This window comes from Klebsiella sp. CSG-1 (assembly GCF_056521145.1).
This window is the reverse complement of record NZ_JBWNLD010000006.1, coordinates 169,907-189,982: the sequence shown is the minus strand read 5'-3', so window position 1 is coordinate 189,982 and position 20,076 is coordinate 169,907. Positions and strand designations below refer to the sequence as shown.

Genomic DNA, 20,076 nt, shown 5'->3' with positions numbered 1-20,076 from the left:
CCTTAATGGGTGAGAGCTGCCTGAGAAAGCGGGGCTTTGTCCGCCTTCGCAGCCGAAGGGAGATACTGTTGCTCGGCGCTGACCGACCACTGCTGGTAGCGCTGATAAAGTTGTTCAAAGCGTTGAGCCTGGGCAGGACGCGGCTGCAGGGTGCTTTCGACCTCGCTTGCCATGCTGTGCTGGGCGGTCGGGATATCCTGGTGTACGCCTGCGGCGACGGCAGCGAAGATAGCCGCGCCGAGCGCGCAGCACTGATCGGAGGCGACGATTTGCAGCGGCCGGTTCAGCACGTCACAGCAGGCCTGCATAATGACCGGGTTTTTCCGCGCAATACCGCCCAGCGCCATCACGTTGTTAACCGGGATACCCTGTTCGGTGAAGCACTCCATAATGGCGCGTGCGCCGAAGGCGGTGGCCGCCACCAGACCGCCAAAGAGCGCCGGCGCATCGGTGGCGAGATTCAGATCGGTAATGACCCCTTTCAGGCGCTGGTTGGCATTGGGGGTGCGACGGCCGTTAAACCAGTCCAGAACCACCGGCAGATGTTCCAGCGACGGGTTTTTGGCCCAGGCCTCGGTCAGCGATGGCAGCAGCTGTTTTTGCTGGGCAGCAATCTGTGTTTTCAGCTCCGGATGCTGCTGTGCCAGCTGTTCCAGCGGCCAGCCGAGAATACGGCCAAACCAGGCGTAGATATCGCCAAAGGCGGATTGTCCGGCCTCCATACCAATAAAGTCAGGGACGACGCTGCCATCGACCTGGCCGCAGATCCCCTTGACCGTGCGATTGCCCACGCTCTGTTTATCGGCGATCAGAATGTCGCAGGTGGAGGTGCCGATGACTTTGACCAGGGCGTTAGGCTGCGCGCCGGCGCCGACTGCGCCCATATGGCAGTCGAAGGCGCCGCCGGACAGAATGACGGTTTCCGGCAGGCTCAGGCGCTGCGCCCATTCGGCGCAGAGGGTGCCGACCGGTACATCGGCGGTCCAGGTGTCGCTAAACAGCGGCCAGCTCAGGTGCCGGTTGATAATCGGATCGAGTTCATCGAAGAAGCTGGCCGGCGGCAGTCCGCCCCAGCTTTCGTGCCACAGTGATTTGTGGCCGGCGCTGCAGCGGCCGCGACGAATATCCTGTGGGCGGGTGGTGCCGGAAAGCAGGGCGGGAATCCAGTCGCACAGCTCAATCCACGAAGCGGCTGCCTCGGCGACGGCGCTGTCCTGACGGGTGACGTGGAGTATTTTGGCCCAGAACCACTCGCTGGAGTAGATGCCGCCAATGTAGCGGGAGTAGTCCTCTTTACCCGGCTGATGGCACAGACGAGTAATGGCTTCCGCCTCTTCGACCGCCGTGTGGTCCTTCCACAGCACGAACATGGCGTTGGGGTTATCGGCAAACTCTTCGCGCAGCGCCAGCACGTTGCCGTCGGCATCGACCGGCGCCGGCGTTGAGCCGGTGCTATCGACGCCGATACCCACGACCCCGGCACGCTGTTCGGCGCTTAACAATGCCAACACACTTTTCAGCGCGGCTTCCATCGATTCAATGTAGTCGCGCGGATGGTGGCGAAACCGGTTATTCGGGCCATCGCAAAACAGCCCCTCCTGCCAGCGCGGATACCACTCTACGCTGGTGGCCAGCTCCTCGCCGGTGGCGCATTCCACTGCCAGTGCGCGTACGGAATCACTACCAAAATCGAGGCCAATCGCAATTGCCATGCTGTTACTCCATGCAGAAAACCATTCATGGTGAAACAGTAGATATTCACGCCAAAAACCGTCAGGCCGTATTCGCTAATCTTATGGACTATTTTGCTATTGCATCGCAAAGTGTGACGCCGTGCAAATATTCAATGTGGACTTTTCTGCCGTATTTATAGACACTTCTGTTATGCGATAAAAGTGCTTTCATTGTGCGCTATCATCGATTTTTGCTGTGACGAGGCGGGTTTTGATCGAAATTTCAACCGCCGTCCCAGTACGGCGACCCGCGTTAGCAGTACAATGTTGAATATGGACAATTGGTTTCCATAATATATCCAGGAGAGCTGAGCCTATGGCTGAAACACAAAACGATCCGCTGCTGCCGGGCTACTCGTTTAATGCCCATCTGGTGACGGGGCTGACGCCGATTGATGCCGATGGCTATCTGGATTTCTTTATTGACCGTCCGCTCGGGATGAAGGGATATATTCTGAACCTGACGGTGCGCGGTGAAGGGGTGATTAACAATCACGATGAGCAGTTTATCTGCCGGCCGGGGGATATTTTGCTTTTTCCGCCGGGAGAAATTCATCACTATGGCCGCCATCCCGATGCCCGCGAATGGTATCACCAGTGGGTCTACTTCCGGCCGCGCGCCTACTGGCATGAATGGCTGAACTGGCCGACGATATTCGCCCAGACCGGCTTTTTCCGTCCTGATGAGCAGTGGCAGGCGCGTTTTTGCGAGCTGTTTGGCCAGATCGTTGAGGCGGGTCAGGGGGCCGGACGCTATTCGGAGCTGCTGGCGATCAATTTGCTCGAGCAGCTGCTGTTACGGCGCATGGAGGCGATTAATGAGTCTCTGCATCCGCCGCTGGACAATCGCGTGCGCGATGCCTGCCAGTACATCAGCGATCACCTCGCGGATAGCCATTTCGATATCGCCAGCGTCGCCCAGCATGTCTGCCTGTCGCCTTCGCGCCTGTCTCATCTGTTCCGCCAGCAGCTGGGAATCAGCGTGCTGGGGTGGCGGGAAGATCAGCGCATCAGCCAGGCGAAGCTGCTGCTCAGCACCACGCGTATGCCCATCGCCACGGTAGGGCGCAACGTCGGGTTTGAAGACCAGCTCTACTTTTCGCGGGTGTTTAAGAAATGCACCGGGGCCAGCCCCAGTGAATTCCGTGCCGGGTGTGAATAAAACGTAAAGAAAATGAAATGTTGCGCCGGATAATTGTCACAACCAGTAAACTATCCAGACAATTGATGACTTGACGAAGGCGCGACGGCTCCGGAGAATCCGTGCTTCGTTTTGATACCGGGCACATTATGCAAGCATTGCTGGAACATTTTATCACCCAGTCTACGGTCTATTCCCTGATAGCCGTGATGCTGGTCGCCTTCCTTGAATCACTGGCGCTGGTGGGGCTGATATTACCGGGAACGGTGATGATGGCCGGGCTGGGGGCGCTGATTGGCAGCGGAGACGTCAATTTCTGGCAGGCGTGGCTGGCGGGGATTATCGGGTGTTTACTCGGCGACTGGATCTCTTTCTGGCTCGGCTGGCGGTTTAAAAAACCGCTCCATCGCTGGTCTTTTATGAAGAAAAACAAGGCGCTGTTGGATAAAACGGAACATGCGTTGCATCAGCACAGCATGATCACGATTCTTATCGGCCGCTTTGTTGGCCCGACGCGGCCGCTGGTGCCGATGGTCGCCGGCATGCTCGATCTCCCGCTGGCGAAGTTTATTCTGCCCAATATTATTGGTTGCCTGCTGTGGCCGCCGCTGTACTTCTTGCCGGGTATTCTGGCCGGCGCGGCGATTGATATTCCCACCAATGAGCACAGCGGCAGCTTCAAGTGGCTGCTGTTGGCTGCCGCGCTGCTGGTTTGGCTGGCGGGCTGGCTGTGCTGGCGATTGTGGCGCAGCGCGAAAATGCGCGATCGCCTGACGCGGCTCTTACCTCGCTCGCGTCTGCTGTGGCTGACGCCGGTGACGGTGGTTCTCGCCGGCGCAGCGCTAACCCTGGTGATTCGCCATCCTCTGATGCCTGTCTATCTCGATATTCTGCACAAGGTTATCGCGCGCTAATACCTAACAGGTGAGAGGCGCTGCTGTTGCCGCTGAGCAACGTTTCGGTCGCGCCGTCCCAGGCTATCCGCCCGTCGGCCACCACCAGCGAGCGCGGCGCGATGCGGGCGGCATCTTCCACGCTATGTGACACCATCAGCAGCGTCAGATGCTGACGCTGACAGACATCGCTCACCAGCGTCAGCATCTCCTGGCGCAGTGCGGGGTCGAGTGCAGAAAAAGGCTCGTCCAGCAGCAGGACCGGCTGTTCCCGGACCAGACAGCGCGCCAGCGCCACGCGTTGGCGCTGTCCGCCGGAGAGCTCGCCCGGTAATCTGTCCAGCAGTGAATCGATGCTCATTTGTCCGGCTATCGTCTGCAGGCTGGCGGTCTGCGCCGGGTTAAGCTTCAGCCCCGGATGCATCCCGAGAGCGATATTCTGGCGGACGGTAAGATGATGAAAGAGATTGTTTTCCTGAAACAGCATCGATACCGGACGCCGGGCCGGCGGCGTAGTGGTATGAGGCTGGTCGTTAATCAGAATCGTGCCGCTCACCGGGGGGAGAAAGCCGGCGATCAGATTGAGCAGCGTGCTTTTGCCCGCGCCGCTGGGGCCGAGCACGGCGAGGCGTTCACCCTGCTGGACGGAGAGCGTGAAGCGCATCGGCAGATGCTGGTAAAGCCAGGTCACATCATTCAGTTTTAACATCACGTCCCGGAAGTCTCTCAATCACGGTAAAGAGTAAAAAGCACAGCAGTAGCAGCAGCAGGGCAGTGACGGCGCCATCCTGGCTACGATAAGAGCCAATTTGCTGGTACAGATAGAACGGCAGCGTACGGAATTGTTCGTTACCGAACAGCGCCACGGCGCCGAAATCGCCGATGGACAGGACGCAGGCAAACGCCAGCGCCTGGGCCAGCGGACGCTTTAATGCGCGCAGCTCGATAACCCTCAAGCGGGTAAAACCGCTCATGCCCAGAGAGTGACAGAGCATACCGTAGCGGACGGCAATATCGCGCATCGGGTTTTCCAGCACCTTCAGGGCATAGGGGATAGCCATCAGCGCATTGGTGAAGATCACAATCCCGTCGGCGGAAGCCGGCAGTCCAATACTGTTATTGAGCAATAAAAAGAAGCCGGTCGCCAGCACGATTCCCGGCATTGCAAGGATCAGCATACCGCTGAGTTCCAGCGTCTGGCCCGCCAGCGGTCGCTTACGAAGACGCAATTCACGGCTGCTCCACAGCAGCATCATCGTTAACATGACGCTGAGCAGACCGGCGGAAACCGCGATGCGTAACGAAGTGCAGAATGCCTGCCACAACGCGGGCTGCGCCAGGACGCTGAGCAGGTTGTTATTCAGACCGTCGACCACGACCGCCAGCAGCGGGGGCAGCAGTAACAGTAGCGTGAGAACGATCAGCGCGGTATCGCTCAGGCGACTGTGCAGGCGATCGTCCGGATCGCGCCAGCCGTGAACTTGCGTGGTGCCGATAGCAACGGCCTTGCTCAGGCGCTGGGCGAGAAGCACCAGCCCAAGACAGCAGACCATCTGGATCAGCGCCAGCATCGCCGCACGGGCCGGGTCATAATCAAAGTTCAGCGCCTGGTAGATTGCCAGCTCAATCGTTGTGGCCCGTGGGCCGCCGCCGAGCGACAGCACGGTGGCAAAGCTGGCGAAGCAGAGCATAAAGATCAGTGCCGCGACCGGGGGAATTTGCCGCCGTAGCCAGGGCCACTCCACCAGACGGAAAAAGTGGTAGCCGCGCATGCCCAGCTGGGCGGCGATCTGGCGCTGCTCTCCGGGGATATTCTCCAGCGCCTGCAGCAGCAGCCGGGTTGCCATCGGCATATTGAAAAAAACGTGCGCCAGCAGGATGCCTTGCAGTCCATACGGCGAGAAATCCCACTGCCAGCCGACGGCGTTAAACAGTGTCGCCAGCCAGCCCTGACGGCCATAGACGCTGAGAATACCAAAGACGGCCACCAGTACCGGCAGAATCAGCGTCATGGCGCACAGGCGCAGCAGCAGCGTACGCCCCGGGAAGCGACGACGATAGAGGGCGCGGGCGAGAAAAATCGCCGGTACGACGGAGAAGAGCGCGGAGAGAAACGCCTGCCAGAAAGAGAAACGGATAACGTGCCACAGATAGCTGTCGCTGAAAATCGAACGCCACGACGCCTCCGGCGCACTGCCCCAGAGCGCGAGGAATGCGGCCAGTGCGACGGCGACCAGCAGCGCAGCGGCCGTTAGACCCGGCTCCAGCCAGCCGATATTTAGCGGCTGACGGCGCGTTGCCATGCATTAATCCAGTTTTGACGTTCTGCGGCGACCTGCTGCGGGGTATATTCCAGCGTGGTTTGCGGTTTCGGTAATGTCTCAAAGCCCGCGGGTAGCGCAACCTGGGTGACCGGATACATCCAGTTGCCGGTCGGGATGGCATTCTGGAACGCCGGAGATACCATAAACTTGAGGAATTTCTCCGCCAGCTCCGGTTGTTTGCTGGCGGCGGTGCGCGCGGCGACTTCAACCTGCAGATAGTGGCCTTCGGCGAAACTGGCGGCCGCGTACTGGTCTTTTTTCTCTTCAATGATGTGGTAGGCCGGCGATGTGGTGTAGCTAAGAACCAGGTCGCTTTCCCCTTTAAGGAACAGACCGTAGGCCTCGCTCCAGCCTTTGGTGACGGTGACGGTTTTCGCCGCCAGTTTTTGCCAGGCTTCCGGCGACTGCTTGCCATACACTTTTTGCATCCACAGCAGTAGCCCCAGACCCGGGGTGCTGGTGCGGGGATCTTCGTAGATCACGCGCCATTTTTGATCGCTTTCCACCAGCTCTTTCAGGCTTTTCGGCGGGTTTTTCAGCTTGTTTTTGTCGTAGACAAAGGCGAAATAGCCGTAATCAAACGGCACAAAAGTGTCGTTATCCCAGCCGCCCGGGACCGTGACCGCGCTGGCCGGTACCTGGCTTTTGGCGAACAATTTGCTCTGCGTAGCCGCTTCCAGCAGGTTGTTATCCAGGCCGAGTACCACATCGGCTTTGCTATTCTTACCTTCCATCCGCAGACGATTAAGCAACGAAACGCCATCTTCCAGCGCCACGAACTTCAGTTCACAGTTGCAGTCGGCTTCAAAGGCTTTTTTCACTACCGGTCCAGGGCCCCAGTCTGCCGAAAAGGAGTCATAGGTGTAGACGGTGAGTACAGGTTTAGCAAACGCGGGAGCGGCGACCAGCGCCAGCAGCGGGAGTAATTTTTTCAACACTTTGCACCTCATAAACAAAGGGGGGGCAAAGGATTTTGAGTAGGCCTCAAATCCCTTCGCCGGCGTTATCCGGATCAGGTTCGACGGGTATTTTCTCAGCCTATACACTTCATCCTTCGCGCTGCCTCTGCGTTAGCATCGCGTGTTCACCCCAGTCACATAGTTTTCTATGCTGCTGGGGATTCACTTGCTTGCCGTCTTGATGCAACCCGAATGAAATTGTGTACGTATATCAGCACCCCGTTGAGAACGGCGATAGTGTAATGATTTTGTGAACTGACGGAAAGCGCTTCAGCGCCTGCCGGGAGGGCTATCAGGGATCCGGCGGCGCAAACCATGCGGATTTGAAATCAAACCAGCCGAGCGTATTCATTCTTACGCCACGCATACTGCGCTGCCCCTGGATCATCAGCCAGTGGTGGATCAGCGGCACGATGGTTTGATTGGCCAACAGTTGCTGGCTCCAGGTCGCCGGGTTGAGCTCGCCTGCGTGCCAGCGACGGGCATCCTGCTCCCAGTCGACAGGAATACAATGTCGTATCAGCGGGACCTCATACAGTAAGGCAAACAGAGAAAAATCAATCGGTAGGGTAAAGTTGGCGCTGTTTAGCCAGATATCGCTGACCACCTCGCCACGGTGCCACTCTTCGTATTCCAGCTCCTGAATCTCCAGCTTGACCTGATGCTCCGCCAGCAGTGTTGCCATGATCCCGCCCATCACGCGGTGTTCGACGTGATCCCGATAGTAGGTGAGGGTGACAGACTCCAGCCCCGGCGGTTTTTCACAGGCATGACTGCGAGCGTGGTGCCAGCGGGGCAGCAGACCATAGGCCGGGAACCAGTTGCCCTGGTACTGTTCACCGGCGTGATACAGCAGATTGGCGGGCTGTAGCAGATAGCTGAGCCACTGGCGAACCGCGAGATTGCTGCCGAGGGGAGTGCGGGCATCAAACAGCAAATAGTAGCACCCTTCCTCCAGCCGGCTCTCAACCGCTTTCTCACTTTGCGTGGTCCCCTGTAGCGTCAGGCCGCCGTTGGGCTCTTCGCTAATCTCTGGCAGGACCCAGACGTTAACTTCATCAATTAACGCCCGGTAACCGAAATAATCGTCAAAAGCATGGATCTTCAGCTGGTTTTGATTGTTGCGCACCACCGCATAAGGCCCGGTACCTACCGGCATTGCCGAGAAATTCTCCATCGACTGCCATTCACGCGGCAAGACGACGGCCGACACCTGGCCGAGCAGCCACGGTAGCCAGCGATCGGGTTGCGTCAGATGTATATCCAGCGTCCAGGCGGTGGGGGAGGCAATACGTTCAATATGTGAGTAGAGCGGCAGATTGTTGCTGCGCTGCAACGAAGCAATGACATCCTCCATCTCCAGCTCTCTCCCGTGGTGAAAATGAATGCCGGGGCGGAGAAAAAAACGCCAGTGGGTGGGCGCAAGCTGCTGCCAGTGGTGCGCAATATCGGCTTCCAGTTCCCCGTTTTCCTCATTTACCCGCGTCAGGGCGCTAAAGATCTGCCTGGCGATATGGTTTTCCGAGCGGCGCAGCGCGCTGCCGGGGAGCAGGTTTTTCATCGGCCGGTAGTAGAGAACGCGCAGAATATGCCGCCCCTGACGGAAGCTGCGGCCCAGATGCGAGACCAGCATCTGACGAACCGCGGCCTTATCGCCCACCAGCTGGACCAGCTGATCGATACGATCCTGTTCCAGCAGATCCTCGGCCCGCTGCTGCTGCAGCGCCAGGCCGGTATACAGGAAAGCCAGCTTTGAACGCTTGCCGCGCCCGGCTTCCGCTTCCCAGGTTAACCAGCCGCGTTCTTCCATCATATTCAACAGCGTACGCATATGGCGGCGCGAGCAGCAGAGCATCTCCGCCAGTTCGTTAAGGGTTGTCTCCTGCGATTTACCTTCGCAGCACTGCCATAAGCGGATGAACTGTTGTTGCAGACGAGCAGAAGACATAAAAGGGGAACTCCTGATGAAAACTCAGCAATTTATTAATCCCTATATTAGGCCAATAATGCATTCCGATGAAGCGAGGAGGTGAATATGATGAGGTCTACCGCGAAACAGTTCTACCAACGCTACTTTTCTGCGACGCAGGACGCGTCATGGCTGGCCCGCCTGATGGCAGGGAGACAGCAGAAGATTCTTGGCGAGCTGATGCAGTGGGGAGTTACGTCACAGACCTCTGATCATTGACTTGCCCACATCATGTGTGACTGAGTATTGGTGTGTACTTATCCTCTTTCAGACCCAGGCCAGTTGACTGAGCCATAACGTTTCGGTCGCCAGCCTGTCACTTGAAATAGATAGAGTATAAAATCACCCGCCAGCAGATGACTTCTGCTGGCTTTTTTCGTTTTCTTCGCGTGCTTTAAGGACATGACATGCTCTGGTTGATGACGATGGGACGGCGGCTTAACGGTGTATACGCGGCGTTTATGCTGGTCGCTTTTATGATGGGTATTGCGGGCGCGCTGCAGGCGCCAACCCTCAGCTTGTTCCTCAGCCGCGAGGTGGGCGCACAGCCTTTCTGGGTCGGCCTGTTTTATACCGTGAACGCGATCGCCGGTATTCTGGTGAGTCTGGCGCTGGCGAAACGTTCCGATAGCCGGGGGGATCGTCGGCGGTTGATCATGTTCTGCTGCCTGATGGCGGTGGGCAACGCGCTGCTGTTTGCGTTTAACCGTCACTACTTAACATTGATCACCTGCGGGGTGATGCTGGCGTCGATTGCCAATGCCGCGATGCCTCAATTGTTCGCCCTGGCGCGGGAATATGCCGATAGTTCGGCGCGGGAAGTGGTGATGTTCAGCTCGGTCATGCGTGCCCAGCTGTCGCTGGCGTGGGTGATCGGGCCGCCGCTGGCCTTCATGCTGGCGCTGAACTATGGCTTTACCACCATGTTCGCGATTGCGGCCGGTATTTTCGTGATTAGCCTGGCGTTAATTGCCGTTAAGCTGCCGTCGGTTGCCCGGGTGGAACAGCCCACGGAAGCGGCGGGCGTCGTAGCGCAGGCCGGCGGCTGGCAAGATAAAAACGTGCGTATGCTGTTTATCGCGTCGACGCTGATGTGGACCTGCAACACCATGTATATCATCGATATGCCGCTGTGGATCAGTAGCGATCTTGGCTTGCCGGATAGTCTGGCCGGGATCCTGATGGGGACGGCGGCCGGGCTGGAGATCCCGGCGATGATCCTGGCGGGGTATTACGTCAAGCGCTGGGGTAAACGTAAAATGATGGTCGCTGCGGTGGCTGCCGGCGTGCTGTTTTATCTTGGTCTGATCGTGTTTCACGATCGTAGCGCGCTGCTGGCGCTGCAGCTGTTTAACGCCATTTTTATCGGTATTGTCGCCGGGATTGGCATGCTGTGGTTCCAGGATCTGATGCCGGGGCGGGCCGGGGCGGCCACGACGCTGTTTACCAACAGTATTTCCACCGGGGTGATTCTCGCCGGCGTGCTGCAGGGAGCGTTGTCGCAAAACTACGGCCACGCCAGCGTGTACTGGGTCATTGCCGCCATCTCGCTGCTGACGCTGTTTTTGACCAGCAAAGTCAAAGATATTTAGCCAGACGCCGCACCGCAGACTGCTGTGATGCGGCGTGCTTTCAGGACAGAATATTCATCATTTCCCCCAGCTGACGCACGGCAATTTGTCCGGGCGCCGACGCCTGGCCCACGCTGCCAAACGTCATCGCTGAGCCGAACAGGCGCCCGGTGACCCGGCTGACGCCGCCCAGTTTGCCCATCGACATCGTGATTAACGGGCGAGTGGCGTACTGCTCTTTCATGACCAGCGTGGCGGACAGTAATGTCAGCACATCTTGTGGCGACTGAGGCATGACCGCTATTTTCGGCAGATCGGCGCCCAGCTCCTGCATGCGGCGTAGCCGGGCGATGATCTCTTCCTGCGGCGGTGTTTTTTGGAAATCATGATTGCTCATAATCACTTTCACCCCGGCAGTATGAGCTTCGGCGATCAACGCCCGGATCGGCGCTTCATCATTGAAGAGCTCAATATCAATGATGTCCACCAGCCCGCTGGCGACGGCCAGGCGGTTGAGGGCGAAGTACGCGTCATCGCCGAGCTCCGTTGCACCCCCCTCTTTGTGGCTACGGAACGTGAACAGCAGCGGTATATCGGTGAGCAGCCGGCGAATCTCCGTCAGCGCCAGCAGGACCTGCTGCTGGTCATGGACGCGGATAAAGTGGTCGACGCGCCATTCGATAAGATCGGCCCCGGCCTCCGCCAGCGTAAGGGCATGGGCTTTCAGCTCATCGAGCGTCTGGCCGATGAGCGGCACGCAGATTAACGTAGCGCCTTCCTGAAAGGTGATATTTTTAATGGTGACAGCTGTCGTCATGTGAGGGTCCATCGGTCAGGGCCGGGCGGGCGTATTTCGGGTCATCATCCGCGCGAAAAAAGCTAAAAAAATGCCCGGTCACAGGACCGGGCTCGGGTATCAACGGCGTGGTTAGTTCATAAAGGCCGGCAGTTTGTTTTCGTAGGCTGAAATCGCCTCTTCGTGCTGCAGCGTCAGGCCGATGCTATCAAGTCCGTTGAGCATACAGTGGCGGCGGAAGGCATCAATTTTAAAGCTGTAGGTTTTGTCACCCGCTTTCACCAATTCGGATTCCAGGTCCACTTCGAACGTCATACCGGGGTTTGCCTGGACCAGCTTGAACATCTCGTCGACCTGTTCATCGCTCAGCGTCACCGGCAGCAGCTGGTTGTTAAAGCTGTTACCGTAAAAGATATCGGCGAAGCTGGGGGCGATAACCACTTTAAAACCGTAATCGGTTAATGCCCACGGCGCATGCTCACGGGAGGAGCCGCAGCCGAAGTTTTCCCGCGCCAGCAGGATCGATGCGCCTTTATACTCCGGGAAGTTCAGGACGAATTCCGGGTTGGGCTGTTGTCCCCGATCGTCAAGAAAACGCCAGTCGTTGAACAGATGCGCGCCAAAACCGGTGCGCGTCACTTTCTGCAGGAACTGCTTAGGAATGATCGCATCGGTATCGACGTTTGCGGCATCCAGCGGAACCACCAGGCCCGTATGTTGGGTAAATTTCTCTGCCATGATGGTCTCCTTATTTGATGTCGCGGATATCGGCAAAATGGCCGGTCACGGCTGCCGCTGCGGCCATAGCCGGGCTGACTAAGTGGGTACGTCCGCCGCGGCCCTGACGGCCTTCAAAGTTACGGTTGCTGGTTGATGCGCAGCGCTCGCCGGGATTCAGGCGATCGTTGTTCATGGCCAGGCACATGGAGCAGCCCGGCAGGCGCCATTCAAAACCGGCTTCGATAAAGATCTTATCCAGGCCTTCGGCTTCCGCCTGCGCTTTCACCGGGCCAGAACCCGGAACCACTAATGCCTGTACGCCCGGCGCGACCTTACGGCCTTTAGCGACTTCGGCCGCGGCACGCAAATCTTCAATACGCGAGTTGGTACAGGAGCCGATGAACACTTTATCGATCGCTACGTCGGTTAACGGGATACCCGGCTTCAGGCCCATATAGGCCAGCGCTTTTTCCGCGCTCGCCCGCTCGACCGGATCGGCGAAAGAGGCCGGGTCGGGAATCATCTCGGTGACGGAGATGACCTGGCCGGGGTTGGTGCCCCAGGTAACCTGCGGGGCAATCTCTTCAGCCTGCAGGGTCACGACGGTATCAAAGGTGGCGTCAGCGTCGGTTTTCAGGGTTTTCCAGTATTCAACGGCAGCGTCGAAGTCCTGGCCTTTTGGCGCATGCAAACGGCCCTTCACATAGTTAAACGTGGTTTCATCCGGCGCGACCAGACCGGCTTTCGCACCCATTTCGATGGCCATATTGCACAGCGTCATACGACCTTCCATGCTCAGATCGCGAATGGCTTCACCACAGAACTCCACCACGTGACCGGTGCCGCCGGCGCTACCGGTTTTGCCAATGATGGCCAGCACGATATCTTTGGCGGTGATGCCCGGCGCCGCTTTGCCATTAACTTCAATCTTCATGGTTTTGGCGCGGCCCTGCTTCAGGGTCTGAGTCGCCAGGACGTGCTCAACTTCGGAGGTGCCGATACCGAAAGCCAGCGCGCCAAACGCGCCGTGAGTGGCGGTGTGGGAATCGCCGCAGACGATGGTCATCCCCGGCAGGGTGACGCCCTGTTCCGGCCCCATCACGTGGACGATACCCTGGTACGGGTGGTTCAGATCGTACAGCTCAACGCCGAACTCTTTGCAGTTTTTGATCAGCTCCTGCATCTGAATGCGCGCCATTTCACCGGACGCGTTGATATCTTTCGTCTGAGTGGAAACGTTATGGTCCATGGTAGCGAAGGTTTTCCCCGGCTGACGAACCTGACGGTTGTGCGCGCGCAGGCCGTCAAAGGCCTGTGGCGAGGTCACTTCATGCACCAGATGACGATCGATATACAGCAGCGGGGTTTCGTTTTGCGCCTCATAAACGACATGCGCATCAAACAACTTTTCGTATAAGGTCTTCGCCATGATTACACCCCTTCAGCGACATAGCGGGCAATGATATCGCCCATTTCATCGGTACTGACCGCTGCCGTTCCCCGCGCTAAATCGCCGGTACGCACGCCTTCTTCTAATGCACGGTTGATCGCATTTTCAATCGCGGTTGCCGCGTTATCGGCATCCAGGCTGTAGCGCAGCAGCAGCGCCAGAGAGAGGATCTGCGCGATAGGGTTAGCGATATTTTTACCAGCGATATCCGGGGCTGAGCCACCTGCCGGTTCATACAGACCAAAACCTTGTTCATTGAGGCTGGCCGACGGCAGCATGCCCATTGAACCCGTGATCATGGCGCATTCGTCAGACAGGATGTCGCCGAACAGGTTGGAGCACAGCAGAACGTCGAACTGGGACGGGTCTTTAATCAGCTGCATGGTGGCGTTGTCGATGTACATATGCGCCAGCTCAACGTCCGGGTATTCTTTGGCGACTTCGCTGACTACTTCGCGCCACAGAATGGATGACTGCAGAACGTTCGCTTTATCGATAGAAGTCACTTTATTACGACGTTTGCGCGCGGACTGAAACGCGATATGCGCGATGCGCTCGATTTCAAAGCGATGATAGACCTCGGTATCAAACGCTTTTTCGTGTTGACCGCTGCCTTCGCGGCCTTTCGGCTGGCCGAAGTAGATGCCGCCGGTTAATTCGCGGACGCACAGAATGTCGAAGCCGTTTGCCGCGATATCCGCGCGCAGCGGGCAAAACTCTTCCAGCCCCTGGTACAGCTTCGCCGGACGCAGGTTGCTGAACAGTTTGAAATGTTTACGCAACGGCAGCAGCGCGCCGCGCTCCGGCTGACCGGCCGGCGGCAGATGTTCCCATTTCGGGCCGCCTACGGAGCCGAACAGAATCGCATCGGCCTGCTCACAGCCTTCTACGGTTGCCTGCGGCAGCGGGGTGCCCTGACGGTCGATAGCGATGCCGCCGACGTCATACTGACTGGTAGTAATGCGCATATCAAAACGGTGACGAACGGCTTCCAGTACTTTCATCGCCTGGTTCATGACTTCCGGGCCAATGCCATCACCTGGCAAAACAGCAATATGGTAATTCTTCGACATTACACGGTTTCCTTCTTGTTCTCGTTATTTTGAGCTTTGCGTTGCAATTCTTTTTCGACTTCTGCTGCGCGCCAGATATTGTTCAGCACGTGAACCATGGCTTTCGCGGAGGATTCAACGATATCCGTCGCCAGACCAACGCCGTGGAAGCGACGACCGTTGTAGGTCACGACGATATCTACCTGACCCAGCGCGTCTTTGCCCTGACCTTTGGCGTTCAGGTCATATTTGACCAGCTCAACGTCATAGCCGGTGATACGGTTGATTGCCTGATAAATAGCGTCGACCGGACCGTTGCCGTTAGCGGCTTCCGCTTTGGTCTCTTCACCGCAGACCAGTTTTACCGAGGCCGTGGCGATATCGCTGGAGCCTGACTGCACGCTGAAGTAATCCAGACGGAAATGCTCCGGCTCTTCCTGCTGTTTGTTGATGAACGCCAGCGCTTCCAGATCGTAATCAAAGACCTGGCCTTTTTTGTCTGCCAGCTTCAGGAATGCGTCGTAGAGGTGATCCATGTTGTAGTCGGTATCTTTGTAGCCCATCTCTTCCATACGGTGTTTCACTGCCGCACGGCCGGAGCGGGAAGTCAGGTTCAGCTGCACCTGATTCAGACCGATGGATTCCGGGGTCATGATTTCGTAGTTTTCGCGGTTCTTCAGCACGCCGTCCTGGTGGATACCGGAGGAGTGGGCGAAGGCGCCGGTGCCGACGATGGCTTTGTTCGCCGGGATCGGCATGTTGCAAATCTGGCTGACCGTCTGGCTGGTACGCCAGATTTCATTGTGATTAATGCCGGTGCGGACATTCATAATGTCTTTGCGCACCTTGATGGCCATAATCACTTCTTCCAGCGAACAGTTGCCCGCGCGCTCACCGATGCCGTTCATGGCGCCTTCGACCTGACGCGCGCCGGCGTGGACTGCAGCGATGGCGTTGCCGACGGCCAGACCTAAGTCGTCATGGGTGTGCACGGAGATGATGGCTTTGTCGATATTAGGGACGCGATCGTACAGGCCGGTAATGATGTTAGAGAACTCGAACGGCATGGTGTAGCCGACGGTGTCCGGGATATTAATCGTCGTGGCGCCGGCGTTGATGGCGGCTTCTACCACGCGCGCCAGATCGGCGATCGGCGTACGGCCCGCATCTTCACAGGAGAATTCGACGTCGTCGGTATAATTTCGTGCGCGTTTAATCATATAGATTGCGCGCTCGATGACCTCATCCAGGGTGCTACGCAGCTTGGTAGCGATGTGCATCGGCGAGGTGGCGATAAAAGTGTGAATGCGGAACGCTTCAGCGACTTTTAAGGATTCTGCCGCCACATCAATGTCTTTCTCGACGCAGCGGGCCAGGGCGCAGACGCGGCTGTTTTTGATGGTACGCGCGATGGTTTGTACGGACTCGAAGTCGCCAGGAGATGAGACCGGGAAGCCGACTTCCATCACATCAACGCCCATCCGCTCCAGGGCCATCGCAATCTGCAGCTTCTCTTTCACGCTCAGGCTGGCCTGTAACGCTTGCTCCCCGTCACGTAAGGTCGTATCGAAAATAATGACTTGCTGGCTCATGGTTTAGATCCTTAATCGGTGTCCTGGGCGCCTTGCTGACGAGCATAAAAAAACCCGCGCAATGGCGCGGGTTTTATAGTCTTGCTGGAAGATGACTTAACGCTGAACGTCGCCCAACAGCCTACCGCGCATAGTGGATGCGTTTAGTAGTAGTAGGCCGGTGAAACGAGTGGTGCGAATCATTGCGTCATGCTCCAGATGAAATCGATATGCTTTTAGAGTTACTGGATACGCGTTTTGATGTCAACCCCTGATAAAGAAAAACACCTGTTTGCTGTCGGGAGGTATTAGCTAATTGTGCTGGCGATCGCGCATTTTTGCCGACGATAGTATCAGGAGGTGAAGTTGTCAGGAATGAAAGTAAACGGGCCACCGCTATTCTGTTTCATCCGGGAGGGGAAAAACGTGAATAAGTGGGAGTGTATATCGAAATGAAGTCGCCAGATTTATTGATTTTATGAACATTTTGTCTTGAGAGCATGTGAATCATCAATGATAACAGAGTATTCATTTAAAACAGACGGCGAAATAATGTGTTAATCATACTTAAATTAAAGTTAATTGCGGTGGGTATTGTTTGTTTTTGCTAATTATGGGTACACTTTACATTATCAAGTAACGGATAGGGTTTAAGTGAGTTAGGAATTTTCCCGATAATTTAGCGGATCTGGCTTCACTTATAATTTTGATAAATTCCTAAAATGCGCGCCTGCTCTTTTGTAAATGACATATGTATGGTAAATGATATTTCCTCTATTGATTGCCGCATTTTTAAAAGGGAATTAAACGTGATGGTGGAGCTGGATATGATAATTGAAAACTCTGAGAGGACACTCCCCTCCGGTGAGGAGGTCACCAAACCTCAGCTTAGAACGGTCGATCTTAATCTGCTTACCGTTTTTGATGCGGTAATGCAGGAACAAAATATTACGCGGGCGGCGCATTCGCTGGGGATGTCTCAGCCCGCGGTGAGCAATGCCGTAGCACGATTGAAAGTGATGTTTAACGATGAGCTGTTCGTGCGTTATGGGCGGGGGATCCAGCCGACGGCGCGTGCATTTCAGCTATTTGGCTCAATACGCCAGGCGCTGCAGCTGGTGCAAAATGAGTTACCGGGGTCCGATTTTGAACCGATAAGCAGCGAGCGCGTTTTTAATCTATGCATTTGTAGCCCGTTAGATAACTATCTTACTTCGGTTATATTTAACAAAGTTAACGAAGTTGCACCGAATATTCATTTAATTTTTAAAGCATCACTTAATCAAAACACCGAACATCAATTACGTTATCAGGAAATAGAGTTTGTGGTTGGCTATGAGGAGTTTCGCCGCCCCGAGTTTGCCTGTGTGCCGTTGTTTAAAGATGAAATGATATTAGTCGCCAGCTGTAAACACCCGCGTATTTCCGGACCGGTAACGGAAGCAGATATTTATCGCGAAGAACATGCGGTTGTGGCTTTGGATCGCTATGCTTCGTTTAGCCTGCCCTGGTACAGCTCTGTCAATAAGCAGACGCAAATTGCGTATCAAGGGAATGCGATGGTCAGCGTACTTAATGTGGTATCACAAACCCATATGGTGGCCATTGCCCCGCGCTGGCTGGCGAGTGAGTATGCAGAAAAGCTGAACCTGCAATTATTGCCACTATCGCTAAAAGTGAATAACCGTACCTGTTTTCTTTCCTGGCATGAGGCTGCCGGAAGAGATAAAGGTCATCAGTGGATGCAAGATCTGCTGGTGCGAATTTGCCAGCGCTAAATATAGCTGTGCCTGAGCGGGAGCGGTCGCTCTCGCTTTATGTGATCAAAACCACAAAATATAGAATTTTATCCTGTTTGCCGCTCTCCGCCTGCGCGTGCAGCAAGTGAAAAATGGATGAATTTCTGTCATCAGACAATTTGTCCGAGTAATTTCAGCGCTCGCATCTTATTTATGAAGCTTTCAACCACGTTTCATATCAAATTCTTATCTTTTATTCTTTTGGTGGCTCACATACGCCTGAGGTCGCTAATTGCCTGCCCGTTGGCGAGCAGTTATGGTAAGAGCACGCAGTCCATTCACCTCAATGGCCAGGAGCCGATTCCTGGCATTGTGCGAACGCGCGGAAATTGAATTCTGCTGTCGTTAGAAACAATAAGCCTGGAGGCAAACCATGGAGATGTTGTCAGGAGCCGAGATGGTCGTCCAATCGCTTGTCGATCAGGGCGTCAAGCAAGTATTCGGTTACCCCGGAGGCGCGGTCCTCGATATCTATGATGCATTACATACCCTGGGGGGTATCGACCATATTCTGGTGCGCCACGAGCAGGCGGCGGTGCATATGGCGGACGGCCTTGCCCGAGCGACCGGGGAAGTAGGGGTTGTGCTGGTGACTTCGGGTCCGGGCGCGACCAATGCCATTACCGGTATTGCAACGGCATACATGGATTCTGTTCCGCTGGTGATTCTCTCCGGGCAGGTCGCGACTTCCCTGATTGGTTATGACGCCTTCCAGGAGTGCGATATGGTCGGCATCTCCCGGCCGGTGGTGAAACACAGTTTTCTGGTCAAGCAGACGGAAGATATTCCCGGCGTGCTGAAAAAAGCGTTCTGGCTGGCTGCCAGCGGGCGTCCGGGTCCGGTGGTTGTTGATTTACCAAAAGATATCCTTAATCCGGCGAACAAGTTGCCGTACGCGTGGCCGGATACCGTCAGCATGCGTTCTTACAATCCGACGACCAGTGGTCATAAAGGGCAAATTAAACGCGCTCTGCAGACGCTGGTAGCGGCAAAACATCCGGTGGTCTACGTCGGCGGCGGGGCGATTAACGCTGGATGTGAAGAACAGCTGCGCACCCTGGTAGAAAAACTGAATCTGCCGGTTGCGTCATCGCTGATGGGGCTCGGTGCGTTTCCGGCCACCCATTCCCAGGCGTTAGGTATGCTGGGGATGCATGGGACGTATGAAGCCAACATGACGATGCATCACTCCGATGTCATCTTTGCCGTCGGCGTGCGTTTTGACGATCGCACAACCAACAATCTGGCGAAGTACTGCCCGAATGCGACGGTGCTGCATATCGATATCGATCCGACCTCTATTTCGAAAACGGTGCCGGCGGATGTGCCGATCGTCGGCGATGCGCGTCAGGTACTGGATCAAATGCTTGAACTGCTGGAGCAGGAAGAAGCGCAGCAGCCGCTGGATGAGATCCGCGACTGGTGGCAGCAGATCGAGCAGTGGCGCGCGCGCCACTGCCTGCAATACGATACGCAAAGCGGCAAGATCAAACCGCAGGCCGTCATCGAGACTATCTGGCGCCTGACCAACGGCGATGCCTACGTCACCTCCGATGTGGGTCAGCACCAGATGTTTGCCGCCCTTTACTATCCTTTCGACAAGCCAAGACGTTGGATTAACTCAGGTGGTCTCGGCACGATGGGCTTCGGTTTGCCTGCTGCTCTCGGCGTGAAGATGGCCTTGCCGGAAGAAACGGTCGTTTGCGTGACCGGCGATGGCAGTATCCAGATGAATATTCAGGAGCTTTCCACTGCGCTGCAGTATGAGCTGCCGGTGCTGGTGTTGAATCTGAACAACCGCTACCTCGGGATGGTGAAGCAGTGGCAGGATATGATCTATTCCGGTCGCCATTCACAATCTTATATGGAGTCGCTACCGGATTTCGTCCGGCTTGCGGAAGCCTATGGGCACGTAGGGATTCGCATCAGCGAACCGCAGGAGCTGGAGTCTAAGCTGGCCGAAGCGCTGGAACAGGTGCGTAATCATCGTCTGGTGTTCGTTGATGTGACGGTGGACGGCAGCGAGCATGTGTATCCCATGCAGATCCGCGGCGGCGGCATGGATGAGATGTGGTTGAGCAAAACGGAGAGAACCTGA

Annotated in this window: 17 protein-coding genes; 6 read left to right on the top strand and 11 right to left on the bottom strand. The window is 56.3% G+C overall.

The annotated features are described in order from the left end of the window. Nucleotides 1–2: 2 nt before the first annotated feature. Nucleotides 3–1,712 (bottom strand): ribulokinase, encoded by a 1,710-nt coding sequence (gene araB / locus AC007G_RS16440; protein ID WP_142630738.1) that lies wholly within the window; start codon nt 1,710–1,712, stop codon nt 3–5. 337 nt (nt 1,713–2,049) lie between these two features. On the opposite strand from araB, the gene araC reads away from it, so the two are divergent. Together araC and AC007G_RS16430 are read left to right on the top strand one after the other, a co-directional pair. Beyond that, nucleotides 2,050–2,895 carry an arabinose operon transcriptional regulator AraC gene (gene araC / locus AC007G_RS16435; RefSeq protein WP_004857813.1) on the top strand — a complete coding sequence of 282 codons (846 nt, stop codon included), beginning with the start codon at nt 2,050–2,052 and terminating at the stop codon, nt 2,893–2,895. A 128-nt stretch (nt 2,896–3,023) separates the two neighbouring features. Further along, nucleotides 3,024–3,788, top strand: a complete 765-nt coding sequence (locus AC007G_RS16430) for a DedA family protein (RefSeq protein ID WP_032689573.1) — start codon at nt 3,024–3,026, stop codon at nt 3,786–3,788. On the opposite strand, the gene thiQ is transcribed toward AC007G_RS16430, so the two are convergent. The 4 genes from thiQ to sgrR all read right to left on the bottom strand — a co-directional run bounded on the left by thiQ (nt 3,775) and on the right by sgrR (nt 8,998). Then, entirely contained in the window at nt 3,775–4,476 is a 702-nt protein-coding gene (gene thiQ, locus AC007G_RS16425) for a thiamine ABC transporter ATP-binding protein ThiQ (protein ID WP_047664033.1), read from the bottom strand. The two genes, AC007G_RS16430 and thiQ, sit on opposite strands and share 14 nt — an antisense overlap. Continuing rightward, entirely contained in the window at nt 4,460–6,070 is a 1,611-nt protein-coding gene (thiP, locus tag AC007G_RS16420) for a thiamine/thiamine pyrophosphate ABC transporter permease ThiP (RefSeq protein ID WP_142630737.1), read from the bottom strand. The genes thiQ and thiP overlap by 17 nt, the downstream gene beginning before the upstream one ends. After that, nucleotides 6,046–7,029: a thiamine ABC transporter substrate binding subunit gene (gene thiB / locus AC007G_RS16415; protein ID WP_032697251.1), complete on the bottom strand. Its 984-nt coding sequence runs from the start codon at nt 7,027–7,029 to the stop codon at nt 6,046–6,048. Before thiB ends, thiP begins: the two co-directional genes overlap by 25 nt. 313 nt (nt 7,030–7,342) lie before the next feature. Then, nucleotides 7,343–8,998 carry an HTH-type transcriptional regulator SgrR gene (gene sgrR, locus AC007G_RS16410; protein ID WP_064384852.1) on the bottom strand — a complete coding sequence of 552 codons (1,656 nt, stop codon included), beginning with the start codon at nt 8,996–8,998 and terminating at the stop codon, nt 7,343–7,345. A gap of 87 nt (nt 8,999–9,085) precedes the next feature. On the opposite strand from sgrR, the gene sgrT reads away from it, so the two are divergent. Together sgrT and AC007G_RS16400 are read left to right on the top strand one after the other, a co-directional pair. Beyond that, nucleotides 9,086–9,238, top strand: coding sequence for a glucose uptake inhibitor SgrT (sgrT, locus tag AC007G_RS16405; protein WP_004857824.1), 153 nt, complete (start codon nt 9,086–9,088; stop codon nt 9,236–9,238). A 188-nt stretch (nt 9,239–9,426) separates the two neighbouring features. Next, nucleotides 9,427–10,611, top strand: coding sequence for a sugar efflux transporter (locus tag AC007G_RS16400; protein ID WP_032698168.1), 1,185 nt, complete (start codon nt 9,427–9,429; stop codon nt 10,609–10,611). Nucleotides 10,612–10,651: 40 nt separating this feature from the next. Here the strand turns inward: AC007G_RS16400 and aroD are convergent, their stop codons facing one another. From aroD to leuL, 6 genes are all read right to left on the bottom strand, one after another. Beyond that, nucleotides 10,652–11,407 (bottom strand): type I 3-dehydroquinate dehydratase, encoded by a 756-nt coding sequence (gene aroD / locus AC007G_RS16395; RefSeq protein WP_142630736.1) that lies wholly within the window; start codon nt 11,405–11,407, stop codon nt 10,652–10,654. 111 nt (nt 11,408–11,518) lie between these two features. After that, the gene (gene leuD, locus AC007G_RS16390; RefSeq protein WP_032689493.1) at nt 11,519–12,124 is read right to left on the bottom strand and encodes a 3-isopropylmalate dehydratase small subunit; all 606 of its coding nucleotides are present in this window, start codon (nt 12,122–12,124) and stop codon (nt 11,519–11,521) included. A 10-nt stretch (nt 12,125–12,134) separates the two neighbouring features. Further along, nucleotides 12,135–13,535 (bottom strand): 3-isopropylmalate dehydratase large subunit, encoded by a 1,401-nt coding sequence (leuC, locus tag AC007G_RS16385; protein ID WP_032689492.1) that lies wholly within the window; start codon nt 13,533–13,535, stop codon nt 12,135–12,137. 2 nt (nt 13,536–13,537) lie between these two features. Continuing rightward, the gene (gene leuB / locus AC007G_RS16380) at nt 13,538–14,629 is read right to left on the bottom strand and encodes a 3-isopropylmalate dehydrogenase (RefSeq protein ID WP_032689491.1); all 1,092 of its coding nucleotides are present in this window, start codon (nt 14,627–14,629) and stop codon (nt 13,538–13,540) included. Next, on the bottom strand, nt 14,629–16,200 hold the full coding sequence (gene leuA, locus AC007G_RS16375) for a 2-isopropylmalate synthase (protein ID WP_032697254.1): 1,572 nt from the start codon (nt 16,198–16,200) through the stop codon (nt 14,629–14,631). The genes leuB and leuA overlap by 1 nt, the downstream gene beginning before the upstream one ends. Before the next feature lie 96 nt (nt 16,201–16,296). Continuing rightward, nucleotides 16,297–16,383 (bottom strand): leu operon leader peptide, encoded by an 87-nt coding sequence (gene leuL / locus AC007G_RS16370; protein WP_049267590.1) that lies wholly within the window; start codon nt 16,381–16,383, stop codon nt 16,297–16,299. A 605-nt stretch (nt 16,384–16,988) separates the two neighbouring features. Between leuL and leuO the strand changes: the two genes are divergently transcribed. Together leuO and ilvI are read left to right on the top strand one after the other, a co-directional pair. Continuing rightward, entirely contained in the window at nt 16,989–17,957 is a 969-nt protein-coding gene (leuO, locus tag AC007G_RS16365; protein WP_099002021.1) for a transcriptional regulator LeuO, read from the top strand. 394 nt (nt 17,958–18,351) lie between these two features. After that, on the top strand, nt 18,352–20,076 hold the full coding sequence (gene ilvI / locus AC007G_RS16360) for an acetolactate synthase 3 large subunit (RefSeq protein ID WP_032689489.1): 1,725 nt from the start codon (nt 18,352–18,354) through the stop codon (nt 20,074–20,076).

Coding starts and splice junctions, on each gene's coding strand:
- leuD (WP_032689493.1), bottom strand. CDS start 12,124: ATGGCAGAGAAATTTACCCAACATACGGGCCTGGTGGTTCCGCTGGAT.
- leuC (WP_032689492.1), bottom strand. CDS start 13,535: ATGGCGAAGACCTTATACGAAAAGTTGTTTGATGCGCATGTCGTTTAT.
- ilvI (WP_032689489.1), top strand. CDS start 18,352: ATGGAGATGTTGTCAGGAGCCGAGATGGTCGTCCAATCGCTTGTCGAT.
- sgrT (WP_004857824.1), top strand. CDS start 9,086: ATGATGAGGTCTACCGCGAAACAGTTCTACCAACGCTACTTTTCTGCG.
- AC007G_RS16430 (WP_032689573.1), top strand. CDS start 3,024: ATGCAAGCATTGCTGGAACATTTTATCACCCAGTCTACGGTCTATTCC.
- AC007G_RS16400 (WP_032698168.1), top strand. CDS start 9,427: ATGCTCTGGTTGATGACGATGGGACGGCGGCTTAACGGTGTATACGCG.
- aroD (WP_142630736.1), bottom strand. CDS start 11,407: ATGACGACAGCTGTCACCATTAAAAATATCACCTTTCAGGAAGGCGCT.
- araC (WP_004857813.1), top strand. CDS start 2,050: ATGGCTGAAACACAAAACGATCCGCTGCTGCCGGGCTACTCGTTTAAT.
- leuA (WP_032697254.1), bottom strand. CDS start 16,200: ATGAGCCAGCAAGTCATTATTTTCGATACGACCTTACGTGACGGGGAG.
- leuL (WP_049267590.1), bottom strand. CDS start 16,383: ATGATTCGCACCACTCGTTTCACCGGCCTACTACTACTAAACGCATCC.
- sgrR (WP_064384852.1), bottom strand. CDS start 8,998: ATGTCTTCTGCTCGTCTGCAACAACAGTTCATCCGCTTATGGCAGTGC.
- araB (WP_142630738.1), bottom strand. CDS start 1,712: ATGGCAATTGCGATTGGCCTCGATTTTGGTAGTGATTCCGTACGCGCA.
- thiQ (WP_047664033.1), bottom strand. CDS start 4,476: ATGTTAAAACTGAATGATGTGACCTGGCTTTACCAGCATCTGCCGATG.
- thiP (WP_142630737.1), bottom strand. CDS start 6,070: ATGGCAACGCGCCGTCAGCCGCTAAATATCGGCTGGCTGGAGCCGGGT.
- leuB (WP_032689491.1), bottom strand. CDS start 14,629: ATGTCGAAGAATTACCATATTGCTGTTTTGCCAGGTGATGGCATTGGC.